Origin of the sequence: Arthrobacter sp. H35-D1 (genome assembly GCF_030063185.1) — a bacterium.
GTDB lineage: Bacteria > Actinomycetota > Actinomycetes > Actinomycetales > Micrococcaceae > Specibacter.
In genome coordinates this window covers 1-13,598 of the sequence record NZ_JASISP010000029.1, presented here as the reverse complement: position 1 = coordinate 13,598, position 13,598 = coordinate 1, and the positions used below count along the sequence as shown (strand labels likewise).

General features: G+C 58.4%; 16 protein-coding genes and 1 pseudogene. 7 read left to right on the top strand and 10 right to left on the bottom strand.

Features of this window, described 5'->3' with window-relative positions:
• The first annotated feature begins 13 nt into the window (after positions 1-13).
• The 3 genes from QMG25_RS18590 to QMG25_RS18580 are packed head-to-tail and all read left to right on the top strand — an operon-like array spanning position 14 to position 3,077.
• The gene (locus QMG25_RS18590; protein WP_283462561.1) at positions 14-1,279 is read left to right on the top strand and encodes a site-specific integrase; all 1,266 of its coding nucleotides are present in this window, start codon (positions 14-16) and stop codon (positions 1,277-1,279) included.
• Positions 1,276-2,220 (top strand): tyrosine-type recombinase/integrase, encoded by a 945-nt coding sequence (locus QMG25_RS18585; protein ID WP_283462560.1) that lies wholly within the window; start codon positions 1,276-1,278, stop codon positions 2,218-2,220. Before QMG25_RS18590 ends, QMG25_RS18585 begins: the two co-directional genes overlap by 4 nt.
• The gene (locus QMG25_RS18580) at positions 2,217-3,077 is read left to right on the top strand and encodes a tyrosine-type recombinase/integrase (protein ID WP_283462559.1); all 861 of its coding nucleotides are present in this window, start codon (positions 2,217-2,219) and stop codon (positions 3,075-3,077) included. Before QMG25_RS18585 ends, QMG25_RS18580 begins: the two co-directional genes overlap by 4 nt.
• 9 nt (positions 3,078-3,086) lie before the next feature.
• On the opposite strand, the gene QMG25_RS18575 is transcribed toward QMG25_RS18580, so the two are convergent.
• From QMG25_RS18575 to QMG25_RS18565, 3 genes are read right to left on the bottom strand one after another with little or no spacing between them, the layout of a single operon-like run.
• Positions 3,087-4,115, bottom strand: a complete 1,029-nt coding sequence (locus tag QMG25_RS18575; RefSeq protein WP_283462558.1) for a tyrosine-type recombinase/integrase — start codon at positions 4,113-4,115, stop codon at positions 3,087-3,089.
• Positions 4,112-5,086, bottom strand: coding sequence for a tyrosine-type recombinase/integrase (locus QMG25_RS18570; RefSeq protein ID WP_283462557.1), 975 nt, complete (start codon positions 5,084-5,086; stop codon positions 4,112-4,114). Before QMG25_RS18570 ends, QMG25_RS18575 begins: the two co-directional genes overlap by 4 nt.
• Positions 5,083-6,399: a tyrosine-type recombinase/integrase gene (locus QMG25_RS18565; RefSeq protein WP_283462555.1), complete on the bottom strand. Its 1,317-nt coding sequence runs from the start codon at positions 6,397-6,399 to the stop codon at positions 5,083-5,085. Before QMG25_RS18565 ends, QMG25_RS18570 begins: the two co-directional genes overlap by 4 nt.
• 217 nt (positions 6,400-6,616) lie before the next feature.
• Here QMG25_RS18565 and QMG25_RS18560 point away from each other — a divergent pair, with 217 nt between their 5' ends.
• Complete coding sequence (locus QMG25_RS18560; RefSeq protein ID WP_283462593.1) at positions 6,617-6,847, top strand: tyrosine-type recombinase/integrase; 231 nt, start codon at positions 6,617-6,619, stop codon at positions 6,845-6,847.
• Here QMG25_RS18560 and QMG25_RS18555 read toward each other — a convergent pair whose 3' ends face one another.
• Together QMG25_RS18555 and QMG25_RS18550 are read right to left on the bottom strand one after the other, a co-directional pair.
• Entirely contained in the window at positions 6,848-7,279 is a 432-nt protein-coding gene (locus QMG25_RS18555; protein WP_283462554.1) for a hypothetical protein, read from the bottom strand. It abuts the gene before it with no gap.
• A 26-nt stretch (positions 7,280-7,305) separates the two neighbouring features.
• Complete coding sequence (locus tag QMG25_RS18550) at positions 7,306-7,800, bottom strand: transposase (RefSeq protein ID WP_283462553.1); 495 nt, start codon at positions 7,798-7,800, stop codon at positions 7,306-7,308.
• A 341-nt stretch (positions 7,801-8,141) separates the two neighbouring features.
• Between QMG25_RS18550 and QMG25_RS18545 the strand changes: the two genes are divergently transcribed.
• Positions 8,142-8,846 (top strand): SOS response-associated peptidase, encoded by a 705-nt coding sequence (locus QMG25_RS18545; RefSeq protein ID WP_283462552.1) that lies wholly within the window; start codon positions 8,142-8,144, stop codon positions 8,844-8,846.
• Here QMG25_RS18545 and QMG25_RS18540 read toward each other — a convergent pair.
• A pseudogene (locus QMG25_RS18540) lies at positions 8,841-9,607 on the bottom strand (DUF4113 domain-containing protein); the annotation flags it as partial. The gene QMG25_RS18545 and the pseudogene QMG25_RS18540 sit on opposite strands and share 6 nt — an antisense overlap.
• Between QMG25_RS18540 and QMG25_RS20660 the strand changes: the two are divergent.
• Both QMG25_RS20660 and QMG25_RS18535 read left to right on the top strand, forming a co-directional pair.
• On the top strand, positions 9,587-9,850 hold the full coding sequence (locus tag QMG25_RS20660) for a Helicase associated domain protein (RefSeq protein ID WP_502866448.1): 264 nt from the start codon (positions 9,587-9,589) through the stop codon (positions 9,848-9,850). The pseudogene QMG25_RS18540 and the gene QMG25_RS20660 overlap by 21 nt on opposite strands.
• A 279-nt stretch (positions 9,851-10,129) precedes the next feature.
• A complete protein-coding gene (locus QMG25_RS18535; protein ID WP_502866447.1) occupies positions 10,130-11,428 on the top strand; it encodes an NAD(P)/FAD-dependent oxidoreductase in 1,299 nt (432 codons plus the stop codon).
• A 139-nt stretch (positions 11,429-11,567) separates the two neighbouring features.
• Here the strand turns inward: QMG25_RS18535 and QMG25_RS18530 are convergent, their stop codons facing one another.
• The 4 genes from QMG25_RS18530 to QMG25_RS18520 form a co-directional block, all read right to left on the bottom strand.
• Positions 11,568-11,783, bottom strand: a complete 216-nt coding sequence (locus QMG25_RS18530; protein WP_283462551.1) for a hypothetical protein — start codon at positions 11,781-11,783, stop codon at positions 11,568-11,570.
• 211 nt (positions 11,784-11,994) lie between these two features.
• Entirely contained in the window at positions 11,995-12,540 is a 546-nt protein-coding gene (locus QMG25_RS18525; RefSeq protein WP_283462550.1) for a DUF3253 domain-containing protein, read from the bottom strand.
• A 299-nt stretch (positions 12,541-12,839) separates the two neighbouring features.
• A complete protein-coding gene (locus tag QMG25_RS20655; protein WP_502866450.1) occupies positions 12,840-13,199 on the bottom strand; it encodes a type 1 glutamine amidotransferase family protein in 360 nt (119 codons plus the stop codon).
• A 16-nt stretch (positions 13,200-13,215) separates the two neighbouring features.
• The gene (locus QMG25_RS18520) at positions 13,216-13,359 is read right to left on the bottom strand and encodes a hypothetical protein (RefSeq protein WP_349307159.1); all 144 of its coding nucleotides are present in this window, start codon (positions 13,357-13,359) and stop codon (positions 13,216-13,218) included.
• Positions 13,360-13,598: the final 239 nt, after the last annotated feature.

The following is a 13,598-nucleotide window of genomic DNA, read 5'->3' as shown; positions in this document are numbered from 1 at the left end:
TAACCATCGAAGCATGTTCGACTTGTTTCCCATTATTTGCGGAGACAAAGGAAACGAAGTCATGGCGATTGTTGGCAAGTTGAGTCGGGTGCATGTCGGTGGCCCGTTGGAATCGTACGTCGAGGGATTCGAAGCCGAACTGATCCGGCTGGGATTCACTCCTATCTCGGCTGGAGCCCAGCTCCGTCTTATGGCACATTTGAGCAGCTGGCTCCAAGCTAAGGACTTGGTCGTGGCAGACCTTACGGTGGAACTCATTGAGCTTTTCCTCCTTGAGCGGCAGACAAAATATGCCTCACACTTCAGCTACCGTGCGCTGAAGCCGCTGCTGAGCTGGCTGGTCACATCGGCGGTGATCGCCGTGGAGGTGGCTTTGCCTCGGCAGATCTCGGATCCTCTGGTGCTGGTCCGTTTCGAGGATTACCTTCGCAGTGAACGGCGACTGAAGGAGATTTCCGTTCAGGCGCAGGTGTCCCGGGCGCGCCGTTTCCTCAACGGCTACACCCCTCCGGGAGGTATCTCCGACCTGAAGGCAGCTGATGTCATCCGGGCATTGCTGGATGAGGGAGAGAGCAGGAAACCCGTTTCCGTAAAAAAGTTCGGCTACGTGTTGCGTTCGTTTTTGCGTTTCTGCTTCCTGGTCGGAGAGCTGGATCGTGACCTGGCCGGGGCGACCCTAGTGGTGCGATTGCCCCAGCCCTCACTGCTGCCCATTGGTGTGAGCCCGAGCCAGATTCATGCCCTGTTGGAGGCCTGTGACCGAAATTCCGCGGTAGGAAGACGTGATTATGCGGTGATCATGCTGCTCGCACGATTAGGACTGCGCGCTGGTGAAGTCGCAGGGCTACGTCTGGAGGATATCGACTGGCATCACGGTGAATTCCTTGTCCGCGGCAAGGGATCCAAAGACGAACGGCTACCCCTGCCGGACGAAGTCGGGGCGGCTGTGGTGGATTATCTACTCCATGCCCGTCCGGCAATACCGGAACTGCGAGAGGCTTTCAGCACCGTGAAGGCACCCTGGCGCCGGCTCGGCTCACCGGCAGTATGGGCAATCGTCGTTCGCGGCTGCAAGCGTGCTGGTATGCAGCCTTTCGGTGCGCACCGACTACGCCATTCCCTCGGTGAGGCCATGGTTGGTGCCGAGGTGTCATTGGCCGCGATCGGGCAGGTATTGCGTCACGATGACCCGGTCACCACCGCAAATTATGCTCGCGTCGACGTGACCAGGCTGCGCACCTTGGCCCAACCGTGGCCGGCCGATGGGAGCCTGTCATGAACGGGTGGGAAGAGCACGTGGCCGACTACTTGCGGCTACGTCGCCAGTTAGGTGCCCTCCTTGCCTGGGACGAGCATCTGTTGGGTCAATATACGACCCATCTGGCTTCTGCTGGCAGCCTGACTATCACAACCGCCAACGCCGTCTCTTGGGCTGAAGCCTCTTTCAGCGGAACGGGTCATCGCATCGCCCGTGCATCCAGGCGGCTTATGGCCGTGCGGGGGTTCGCCACCTATATGCACGCGGTGGACCCTGCCCATGAGATCCCACCCCAAGGGGTCTTCGCTCACCCGGTTCACCGTTCGGCACCGTATATCTATACCAATGCCGAGACATCCGCGCTGATTGAGTCGGCAGGACATCTCAGCCACGGAATTCGGGCACACACCTACCCCACGTTGTTTGGGCTGCTCGCCGTCTCCGGGCTCAGGGTCGGTGAAGCGCTGGGCCTGGCCCGTGATGATGTTGATCTTGATACCGGAATATTAGTGGTCAGCAGCGGTAAATCCCGCCAGCAGCGGCTGGTGCCACTGCATGAGAGCAGCATCGCTGCCTTGGGGCGCTATGCTTCGTGGCGCGATGGGTATGAGCAACAGTCGCACGCTGGCAGTGCACCGTTTTTCATCAATCGTGAAGGTGACCAGCTTCCCTACGATAACGTCCTTAAGGCGTTCCGCCAGGCAGCCAGCGCTGCCAGGATACAGACCCACCGGCTGCATCCCAGAATGCATGATCTCAGACATGCGTTCGCCGTGAACACCCTGCTGGGCTGGTATCGCGATGGAGCCGATGTCGCAGCCATGATGCCCGCGTTATCAACGTATTTGGGGCACAGCGACCCGGCCAACACCTATTGGTACCTCAGTGCCGTCCCAGAATTGCTGGCCCATGCCTCGGCCCGGCTCGCCAATGCAGACACTCATGGGCAGGTGGGGCCATGACTTCTCTTGCCCCGCTGTTGCAGGCCTTCTTCACCGATCGGCTGATGACCCAGCGTCAAGCCAGCCCGAACACCATCGCCTCCTACAGGGATACCTTCAAGCTGCTGCTTGCACATGTGCAGGACCAGACAGGCAAAGCCCCCTCGAAGTTGGAGATCAGCGACCTTGACTCCGGCACCGTGACCGGGTTCCTGACCTATCTGGAAACGGTCCGGGGAAATAGCGTCCGCACCCGCAACGCCCGTCTGGCTGCGATCCATTCGCTGTTCACCTACGCCGCACTGCGTCATCCCGAACATGCCGCCGTCATCCAGCGGGTCTTGGCGATTCCGACCGCGAGAATTCAACGCAACATCGTCTCTTGGCTCGACCAAGGCGAGGCTGATGCATTGCTGGCTGCCTGCAACCAGGGCACCAGAACCGGCCGGCGTGATCATGCACTATTCAGCTTGGCGATTCAGACGGGACTACGCGTCAGTGAGCTGATTGGCCTGAACATCGTGGACATCCACACCGGAACCGGCCCGCACGTCCATTGCCTGGGCAAAGGCCGCAAGGAACGCCGGACCCCCTTGCTACCTGCCGTGTTGGCAATCATGGGCAACTGGATCGACGAGAACGGAGGCTGCATCGATGCCCCTCTATTCACGACTACGACCGGACGCAGACTCAGCCGAGACGCAATCGAACAGCGAATCCGCGTCGCGGTAGCTACCGCTGCGCCCTCATGCCCCTCCTTGAACGGCCAACGGATTACCGCCCACACTATGCGACATTACGTGGACGGCCGAGTTATGTGGCCGGTTGGGGTGTTTGCGCAGGTGGGCGCACTTTTACCGTCATTTCCGGCCACATAACGCTGGGTTCTAGTTGTCGGCGTGATCGAGCCAGTCGAGGAGGTCCTGGTCTGCTGTCCAGTCGGGCAGGGGCTCGGGAGTTAGCGACTGGTAGGCACTTTCAATGGCGATGCGTTTGGCCTCCGTGTCGGCGCGGGCGTAGATTTCCGTGGTGGAGACGTCGGCGTGGCCGAGCAGGTCGCGGATGTAGATCAGGTTGACCCCTGCCTGGAGCAGGTGCATCGCCCTGCTCCTTCTGATCACATGCGGGGTGACTTTGAGACCCGGCGCGAATCCGGGATCACGGCCCCGCAGGGATCGGACGTGTCTGGCAAGGACTTTGGTGATACCCCACCGGGTCAGCCGGGTGTGGTTCGGCCCGCTGAACAGCGGGTCTGCGTCCGCGCCGACTCCGGGGTGGGGTATGCGACGGTTGAGGTAGTCCGTCACGAGCCGAGCGGTGGGTTCCATCAGCGGGACGCACCGGGTTTTCGAGCCCTTGCCGCGTAGCGTCACCACCATGGGTCGGGCCGTGCGGATGTCGGCGGTGTTCAGATCACAGATCTCTTGAACGCGGGCGGCCGTGTCGTAGAGAGTGGAGAGCAGGACTGTGTCACGCAGCCCGCGCGAGGTGGCCGGGTCTGGCTCGTTCAAGAGGGCTTTCATCTCGTCGCCGGTGAGGTGGCCCATGTTGGTGGCAGAGGTCCTCTTTTGCTTGATGGCAAGGATTTGGGTGGCTTGGTCAAGGAAATCCGGCCGGGCGACCGCGGTGTATCGGGCGAAGGATTTAATGACGGCAAGGCGTTGGTTGCGGGTTGCCGCCGAGTTGCCACGCTCGGCTTCGAGCCAGTCCAGGAAGGAGAGCACCCGGTCCCGGTCAAGGTCCGTCAGGCGGAGTTTTTCGGGCCGGGTTCCCTGCACATCGCGGTACCAAGTGAGCAGTATCTTTATCGCGTCTCGGTAGGATGCGATGGTCTGGGTCGAGAGGTCTCGCTCCCCGGCCAGATGGCCGGTGAGGAACTTCGCAAGCCACTTGCCAGCCAGGTCCTCGCCGCTCATCGCTTGCTGCCTTCCACTATGTCCACGTCCGGGATGACGTAGCCGAACCTGGCTTGGGCCATCGCGGCGACCTCGGGGTAGGCGTCCGCAGTCAGCTGGAGGTAGTACTGGGTGCCGCGCATGTCGGCGTGGCCCATGTAGGCGGAGAGATAGGGCAGCATCACCATCAAGTCCCCACCGCCGGCAGCCCAGCGACGCAGATTTGCCACGGCAAAGCCGTGACGCAGCGAATGGATGTGCGGGCCGCCCGGAAAGTGGGGAATGTCGGCGTCGGCGAGGTAGCGGCGGAACCTATTGTAGATCGTGGACTTGTCAGCCGATTTGGCCCGGTTGCCGGTGTAGAAAAGCTTGTGGCCAGGGTCGGGATCGGGGTGTGCAGTCGCGACGTAACTTTCCAGAGTGGATGTGAGGCGCGAGGTGAGAGGCACGAGGCGGTTTTCGTGGTTTTTCCCGTCACGCACCGCAAGGGTGGCGCGGGCCCGGTCGAAGTCGCGCAGTTCCAGATTGAGCGCTTCTGACAGGCGCATCCCGGTGCCATAGAACACTCGGAACAACACCGGGTCGACCAGGGCCCTGTTCGAAATCTCGGACAGCTTCTGGGCATCGATGGCGTGGAAGAGGCGACGGATCTCCTCGTCGCTGAACACGTAGGGCGGTGGCCGGTGGAGGGTCTTTACATGTGTCAGGGTCAGCGGCGCCCACGCTTGCCAGCCGAACTGGCGGGCGTGTTCGGCCAATTCACGCAAGACGATCTCCTCTTTGCGGATGGTGGAGGATTTGAGGTGGCGGTCGTAGAGGAATCCCTGAACAGCTTCTTGGATAATCGAGCCATGCGCGTATCCTTCTTGGCGGGAGTGTTCTGCGAACTGGGCCAACACCCGTTCTTGGCCGTTATAGCGGAAGCCGCCGGCACGGCGGGCCGCGACCAGGACATCGATCAGATCGGGCAACGTCATCGTATTCACAGTCATGCACCTTCCTCGGCATTCAGGACATCTTCAACATCGAGGGCACAGCGGCGCAGGTGTTCAGTGTCGAGCCGGAAGTAGTGCGCGGCGGTCGTAGTGGCAGAGGCGTGGCCCAGAACCGCCGTGACGACTGGCGGGGGCGTGTCGGTTTGGAGCATCGCCACCGCCAAGGCGCCGCGTAGCGAGTGAAGGCCGTGCGCCTGCCCGGCCGGGAACACTATCCCGGTACGCCTCGCGTAATAGCCCAGCCGGCTGCCCGCCGAGCTCGAGGAACCGAAAGCCGTGAACGGGTAACGATGTTTCACGAACACCTGCCGACAGTCCGTTTCAGGCCGACCGTGACGGATGTAATCGATCACAGCCCATCCGACATCACCGGGCAGCGGCAGCGTCAATGGCAGGCCGGTCTTGTGCTGCGTCAACGCCAGGGTCTTGGCCCGCCAGTCGAACCATCCAAGTTCCAGACGACGCAGATCTCCGACCCTCAAACCGAGCCTGGCGGTCAGCAGGACCATCGCGTAATCACGTTTCCCGATCGCCGCTTGCCGATCGATCTGATCCAAGACCAGGCGGACCTCCTCAGCGGTCCACGAGTACGGGGCCGTCTCCCCGCGCCGTGGATAGCGCTGGGGTGGGAGCCGCTCGGCCAGATCCTCCCGGATCTGCCCAGTCTGGTGCAAGTAGCGCAGGAAGTCAGCCAATACCGAACGCAGCGAACCAATGGTCTTCGGGGCGTAGTGCCCGTGCTGGCGCTGAACCCAAAACCCGACCAAGTCTTGGCCCTGAACCTCGTCGATGGATTCCCTCCCGATCCCCTCGAGGTAGGCAAGGAACTGATCCGCGGCACGTTGCTTCGATTCAATGCTGGCCTCGGCATTTCTGCGCCGATGGCACACCTGAAGGTATTCATCCCTGATGCCCAGGAATCGTGCAGGGCACCGCTCGAACCGCGGCGATGTAACCTGGCCCACCCGGGGCAGGCCGGCATCAAGGGTATCCATCAGCAGTATCAGGGGCCGTCGGGCAAGTTGAGCAGGCCTGGAACTGGTCAGCTCTCGCAAACCCGTAAGCACGGTACCGGTCCGCTCGGTAATGAATTCAAGGCAGTCAGACTCGGTAGGAAGTCCTCGGCCATGGGCCTCGAGGAATCTGGCAAACGCGTTGAAGACCGCCTCATGGCGATTGATGGTTGCGCGTGACCTATCCGCGGCCTTCAACGCGACGATCACCCGCCCCGACGCTTCTTTGATGTTTGATGCTTCCATAAGAACCAGCCCCTCTGATAGTGGTGAACAGATAAGGCAAGTCTTCGCCACGGGTATGGAATTTTGACGGGTTCCGAACGGGAAAATGGGCGCCGAAGCATGCCGGACAGAGGCAAAGAACCGGGCCTAGCCATCGGTGTGCACCAGCCAGAGAATGCCGGATATCAGGGATTATGTGGCCGGAAATGACGGTAAAAGTGCGCCCGCCTGCGCAAACACCCCAACCGGCCACATAACTCGCCCGGCCACGTAATGCCCATTATGTGGAATTCCACATAAGCGCCACACCGCCGCGATGAGACTGCTCCAAGCAGGGGTCGACACCACCGTAATCGCGCTCTGGCTAGGTCACGAGCAGATTTCCACAACTAATATTTACATCCATGCCGATATGACCCTCAAAGAAGAAGCAATCGCGAAGGTCGCCCCGTCCGAGGTCTCCGCCCAGGGTCGTTATCAGCCAACGGACGCAGTCATCACATTTCTCGAGGCACTCTGATTATGCCGATAGTTTGGCCTCGGCGACCATAGGAACCCGGGCCGCTGACGGAGGTGTCGGCATAACCAAGACCTCGGCATAACACGACCATACCTCGCATGGTTTTGTGGCCATCAACTCGGGAATCTTCCGGGGCGGATGGGTGGCCTGGCGCCGGCGTTCCCCGCCCATCTTTGCGTCCGCCAGGACCCGATACATGGTGCGCTGAGAGCACCAATACCGGCCCTCGTCCAGCTCACGGACATAGACCTGCGTCGGTGAGAGGTTCGCGTAATCCCCCCGGTTGAGCACCTCCAAGACCTGGGCACGTTCGGCCGTCGAGAGTTCCGCCGGGTGCTGGGCCTTGGGCCACGGACCGTGCATCCGCGGCTTGGGGCTGGCCTGACGGTGATGGGTGGCCCGGGAACGGCCCACCAGCGCACAGGCACTCACCACCCCGATCAGCGGACTGAGTTCCGCTACGGTCTCTGCTTGCCACGACTGGTACCCAGTTCCGGCGATGACGCGTTCTTCGACGAGAGAGCTTCCAAGAACGCGACTCCTTTTCCCAGGGTATCCAAGGCCGCATCCGAGGAAGCCAACTTGTCACGGGTCCGCTCGTGCGAAGCCCGCTCGGCGGCCAGCTCCTTGGTCAGCGCGACGATCTGAGTCTGCTCGGCCGTGTTCTTCGGCCGGCCCCGGCGTGCCACCGGCTTCTCCAGCGCGCCCGCTTCGAACGCGGACCGCCATTCCTGAATATGGGAATCGTAAAGCCGTTCGCGGCGTAGCACCGCACCCTTGGACCCGTTTGGTGCCCCGTCGTATTCCTCGACGATGGCGCGCTTGAACTCGGCCGTGAAAGTCCTGCGGGCAGACCGGTTGGAACGCGGCCCAGGCTCCGCTGAGACCTGGTCCTGGCTGGTTGATTCCTCCGGTCCGGGCTGTCCGGTTCCTGCTGATGTGGATGTAGTCATTGTGAAGCTTTCCCTCCTGCCTTCAGCCTCTATTCTCATTCAAGAAACGGTCTCTAACGAGTCTGGCTGATAGGGCGTGCCCAGAGACCGGGCGTTGCTTTTGACTGGCCGGTGGCGCTACGCCATTTCAGCCCCTCCCCGCCAGAGTGGTTTTACCGTCTGGTCCGGGTAGTGGATGCAGGGTCCATGGCCTGGTGTGAGTCTGCGGGTACCAAACCTTTTTGGGGCGAACCATCCCGGGGGAACCACAGCATGTCAAGGCAGGAGCTTGGTTGGAGATGGTGAGGTAAGTCGTAGGCGAGTTCTTCCTAACGACCGCTCTGGCGGTGCAGAATGGGCTCATGTGCGGACGCTACGTAGTTGCAAGGGCCACGGCTGATTTGGTGAGTATCTTTGATGTTCAGGACGTCGGTGATGGATTGCCGGATCCGGCATGGAATATCAAGCCGACAAACCGCGTGCCGGTGATTCTTGAATCGGCCAAAGGCGAGGATGAGGTCATTCGTCGCCTCGAGGCGGGCCGATGGTCGCTGACGCCGTCCTACTCCAAGGAGTTGAAAACGAAATTCGCTACCTTCAACGCCCGCTCGGAAACGGCAGCTGAGAAAGCCACCTTCCGAGGTTCGGTCAAGAGCAAGAGAGCGATTCTTCCGGCCGACTTCTACTATGAGTGGCACACCGAGGGGAAGACCAAGACCCCCTACGCGATCCACAGCCCCAACGATGAGTTGTTGGCGTTTGCTGGTTTGTACACGTGGTGGCCAGACAAATCACTTCCCGAGGATGACTGGAACTATTGGACGTTGACGGCAACGATCTTGACCCGGACAGCTGTCGGAGAAGTGAGCCAGCTCCACGATCGCACGCCGGTGACGTTGCCACCGAGTTTTTGGGATGAGTGGTTGGACGCCGGCCAGGAGGGGGATCAAACATTGGTTGATTCTGCTGTAGCAGCTGCCACGCCAGTGGCCGAGGCCTTAGAGTTTCACCAGGTTGCCCCACTCAAAGGGGACGGACCGGAACTGCTAAAACCCATCAGCTCATGAAGCCTTGGCAATAGGTAGCTCGTCCCAGTGCGTGGTGTATCGGGGGAAAGCATCTCGCGTTTCATGGACCAGTCCGGGCCACCTTTAACGCCTCCGGCACCGAGGCCGATACTGCCGCGTCCGTACTTTTTGGTGACGTCTTCCAGGAGTTGTCCGATGTGGTATTCCTCGTGCGGGTTCTCAAAAAGCTCCAACGGCGGCTGGTCCCCAATAGGGCGAAGGTCAGTAACGAGGATCCCAGCGTGCACGTATTTAACCCCTTCCACAATTCTGGGCACCAATGCGAAAGCGGTCCGTGCCAGCAGCACTGGATCCGCGGTCGGCATCAGCAAAGGAACACACCGAAGGGTAGGAGGTATCCCCCGGGTTGTAATAGGACGTCGCCGCGAATGCTGTCATGATCTTGGTCTGGAGGTTGTGTTTGGCTAGCCAAGCGCTGGACTGTTGGGCGTACAGACTCAGGACTTGACGCATATCGGCTTGGGTGGTGATCCGGGTCGAAAAGGATCGAGAGAAGATGAGTTGGTCACGACCCATGCGTTCTTCTTCCATAGGGATGCAGGGGGGGTGCCTTGTAACTCTAGGACGGTGCGCATCATCACGATGGAGAAACGATCACGGATCATCACTGGATTCGCGTTTCTCAAATCCAGGATTGACCAGATACGCAGAGCGTTCAGGCGCTTAGTGAGCCGGGTGGCAACTCCCCAGATCTCGATCACTGACAACCCTGCCATGAGGTGTTCGCGCTGCTGACCGGGTGGGACGTTCCTACTCGCCAGCTTGAACTCGATCAGCATTGGCAATCCCGGTTTATCCAGCTCAGGGACTACATCACTGCTACCGGGCAGCTTCCCAGATACAGGGCCTACGCAACAGAAGAAGAGCACACTCTGGATGTCTGGCTCCACATCCAACACCAAAAACGGACTGAGAACACACTCGGAGCATCAACGCTCAACACCCTAGATGCAGCCATTCCCGACTGGCGCAGTCATACATAAAGCCATCAAAGAAGAAGATCGCAGACAAGTGCGACTTGAAACGGGCGAAATAACCTCATCGGAAAGAACAATTCTCCGCGTCCACCCGCCATACATCACTAGATCCAACCATGAACCGATTAAGTGCTGACACCGTCAATGACAAGAAATAAGGACCTAGACAACCCCTCGACACCTGTCGCCTGTCACCTAAACTCTGGCCTAGCCATGCTTTTGCTCCCGTGGATGCTCGCGTAGGCTCTACATAAATTGAGTATCTAGCTGCAAAAGGAAATACGAATGGTTCCGAGTCTTTGGTCGAGCACACTCGACGTAGATCCCACGACGGCTCCCATAGGTGTCCGAAGTGATGCCTCAAGAGACCACTTTGATGTTCTCATCATCGGAGGGGGAAATGCGGGCATCTCACTAGCATCGCGTCTGAAGCGTTATGGCTTTCGTAGCCTCGCGATCGTGGAACCCAACGATAAACACCTATACCAGCCGTTGTTCTCGCACATCGGAGGGGGCACAGCACAAGCTACGGAAGCCATGAAACCACAAGCTGATGTGATGCCTACCGGAGTCCGGTGGATTCACGACGCAGCAGTCATCATCGACCCGGATCACCAAACAGTCCAACTCGTAACAGGCACGGTGGTTACCTACCGTCACCTAGTCATCTGCCCCGGTATGCGGTTGGACTGGGTTGCTGTACTAGGACTTGAAGATGCGATGAAAACACCGTCCGTATCCAGTAATTACGTGTATAAACTGGCCCCGAAAACGTGGGAACTTATCCGCGAGCTACGGAGTGGAACTGCAGTGTTCACCATGCCTTCTGGGGAGGTGAAATGTGATGGTGCCAGCCAGAAAATCATGTATCTCGCTTGTGACTACTGGCGAGAACAAGGAGTTCTCGATGATATTAAAGTCCTCATGGTGGTTCACTCACCTACTATCTACGGAGTAGATGTCGTGGATCAAGAGCTGAACCGTAAAATCGACGAATACGGGGTAGAGCTTTATTGCAGCAGCGAAGTTACCGCCGTAGACGGTGACGCTCAAACGGTAACCATCTCCACGGTAAAAAACCCATCCGATCCGATTAAGGCCGGGACCACTCAGGACCAAGTACTTCATTACGATCTGCTGCACGCGGTACCGCCACAAGTCGCTCCGGACTGGTTGCTCTCCAGTGGACTAACACGTCTTGGCGACCCGGGAGGCTTCATCGATGTGAATCCTGAAACCCTCCAGCACTCCCGCTACACCAACATTTGGTCACTCGGGGATGTTGCCGGTACGAAAAACTACAAATCAGGGGCATCACTGCGAAAGCAATGTTTGGTGCTCGCCAAGAACCTCAAATCGGTCAAGGAAGGCAAAGAACCAGAACAAAAATACGACCACTACTCCGCCACACCCTTCACTGTTTCCCGGTCTACAGTGGTTTTCGCTGAATTCGATGACAAGCATGCCCCTCAACCAACCCTGCCGTGGCGCGGAAGCATGAAAGAACATCGGGCAACGTGGATCCTAGAGCGCCATATTCTCCCGTGGGTTTACTGGCACCTAATCCTCAAAGGCCGCGCCTGAATCAGCAAGCGCAGAAGAGAATGCCCGCCGGTTGGTCGCCCGTCTCAGATCCCATGTATGTCGATAAGTTGACGCTTGCAAACGGGCTGCTAACTAACTGCCGCAGCCCGTTTACAAACTCCTCAGTGCGGGGAGAGGACTACTTCTTCTCTTCCAACCGCAAGGCAATACCTAGAGCGAAAAACGTCGGCGCCCAGTGACCGATGAAAATTCCCCAGCGATCCGATTGAGCTTTGGAGTCCCCTTTTTTACCACGGCTAACGAGCCAAGAGATGAGGGAGACGACGATGGATGCAAAGCCTCCAGCGTAAGCGTATTCACTTTTGATACCTGCTTCGTGCAGCTTCTCGACCATGCTAAACAACCTCCAAATATGGGAACTAGCTAACGAAATATAGTCTCTCATGGCACCGTATCTACTTCCAGCAATGTCACTGTTTTTTCTGCGAGGTAGAAGCGAGGAGGAACATGTACCCAGTGCTAGGTGCTTTGACGCTTTAGGGAATGTTATGGCGGTTTGTCATTTGGTGGTGTTCTTCAATGTTGTCCAGTTTTTGGATCGGAGGTCACTGGGCAGGTCTGGGTGGCAATAGGAGCCGAATGGGTCCTCGCGCGTTATTGGGTTCGACGGCTACACCTTTCTGGGTAGCAATAAGTTCACCTTGAGAGGCCATTTCTGCCGCAACCTGGCGGATATCATCCATGTACTGCCGCCATGATTCCCCTTTGCCGCCGACAACCCGGGCGACCTCGCTCGGACAGATAGAGGATCCGGCACGTTTCCGCAAAAGCGCTCCAATAGTCGCCATGATTCTCTCATTGAACGCTTGTGGCTCATGCTTTTCCCACCATGGTTGGCCACGTTCTCCCAGCGCAACCTTTGCATCGTTCACTCGTATTCGAGCATCATTTTCCCGGTTTTTGACAGCTCGTCGAGCGGACATTAGTTCATCAACGAGTTCCTGACGAAGCGTGTCAGGAATCGAAGGATCACTCGCTCTCCACTTCCTTCCATCTATGACGAGGTAGTGTCCGTCTGCAGTAGGTTCTACTGTCTTCTCGGTCGACACAAATGAACCTTCCTTGATAGATGTCGCATCGGTAGCAACCACTGTCATACCGTTGCGGACATAATGATGACACCTATCCAGCACCAACAATAGAATGAGTGATCCCAAGACTTTGAACGCCCAAAGTATTTGATCCGCAACGATCTATCTTCCCAATGACCACCCTCCAGCGAGGTGTCGGATCAACACTTTGGAGTAACGATGGGACAACCGGATTGGCTATTGAATAACAGAAGCGACACGGTCCATTCATTGTTTTTCCCTATTGGTGAGAAGCATTCCCACGCTCTATGGGTCGTTAGTATGCCGGTGACTGCGGCGATAACTGTTGAGGCGTTGTCTCACACAGTGATTCCGGCGGAGTTTTGAGAGATACCTGCTGTTTTGAGCGCTAATACGCTAGGGCGCCACGCACCGATTGCTTTTGTGTGCCGGAAGGCTTCGGACAACAGAAGAGTGATCCGCGGATCCAAGGCTGAGACGTCGGGGTTGGCTTTCGCATCCCTTGAAAGTTTATTACCCACTGCGGGCGTTCCACCGTGTGTCGGTATGACAGCATCGAATTCCGTAGACCTAGCAGTGAGATAGGTTCGCTGCACCGCAATCGTCTGGCCTTCATCATCGCTAAGGACGCCGCCGTTAGGGGCAATAACCAGCGGTACCACTCCCACGGCATTGAGGGCCTGGCGAGCGGCAGAGATTTGGGACAGGTCGCTACTAGCATCTGCGACGATCCCAACAATGCGTTCGGCAATTGGCCGTCGAGGTGACCTTGATGATGTCGGTGGGTTCCTGGATCTGCAGATCCGGGACCTTGGAGTATTCGATGGTCCGCTTGCCTTGCCAAGTCAGCGCCTTCATCTCACGCCTTCCGTTGTTCGTTTGTGGCTTGTCACCTCAGTCAAACACCGCTCGGGGCCGATGACAATACCTTCCTTTCGGCCGTTGCCATCCCCTTTCACAGCGACACAGTCTCAGACCTCCTGAAGTACGTGTTTGCTCATTGTTGAGATTGGGGCCTGGGCTATTTGGTAGTTCAGGGGGCGTCGGTCGCCGGGGAGCCGTGTGGGGGTGTTGTTGAGTTCTTCGGTGAGTAGTTG

Coding starts and splice junctions, on each gene's coding strand:
- QMG25_RS18590 (WP_283462561.1), top strand. CDS start 14: ATGTTCGACTTGTTTCCCATTATTTGCGGAGACAAAGGAAACGAAGTC.
- QMG25_RS18585 (WP_283462560.1), top strand. CDS start 1,276: ATGAACGGGTGGGAAGAGCACGTGGCCGACTACTTGCGGCTACGTCGC.
- QMG25_RS18580 (WP_283462559.1), top strand. CDS start 2,217: ATGACTTCTCTTGCCCCGCTGTTGCAGGCCTTCTTCACCGATCGGCTG.
- QMG25_RS18575 (WP_283462558.1), bottom strand. CDS start 4,115: ATGAGCGGCGAGGACCTGGCTGGCAAGTGGCTTGCGAAGTTCCTCACC.
- QMG25_RS18570 (WP_283462557.1), bottom strand. CDS start 5,086: ATGACTGTGAATACGATGACGTTGCCCGATCTGATCGATGTCCTGGTC.
- QMG25_RS18550 (WP_283462553.1), bottom strand. CDS start 7,800: ATGACTACATCCACATCAGCAGGAACCGGACAGCCCGGACCGGAGGAA.
- QMG25_RS18545 (WP_283462552.1), top strand. CDS start 8,142: ATGTGCGGACGCTACGTAGTTGCAAGGGCCACGGCTGATTTGGTGAGT.
- QMG25_RS18535 (WP_502866447.1), top strand. CDS start 10,130: ATGGTTCCGAGTCTTTGGTCGAGCACACTCGACGTAGATCCCACGACG.
- QMG25_RS18530 (WP_283462551.1), bottom strand. CDS start 11,783: ATGGTCGAGAAGCTGCACGAAGCAGGTATCAAAAGTGAATACGCTTAC.
- QMG25_RS18520 (WP_349307159.1), bottom strand. CDS start 13,359: ATGAAGGCGCTGACTTGGCAAGGCAAGCGGACCATCGAATACTCCAAG.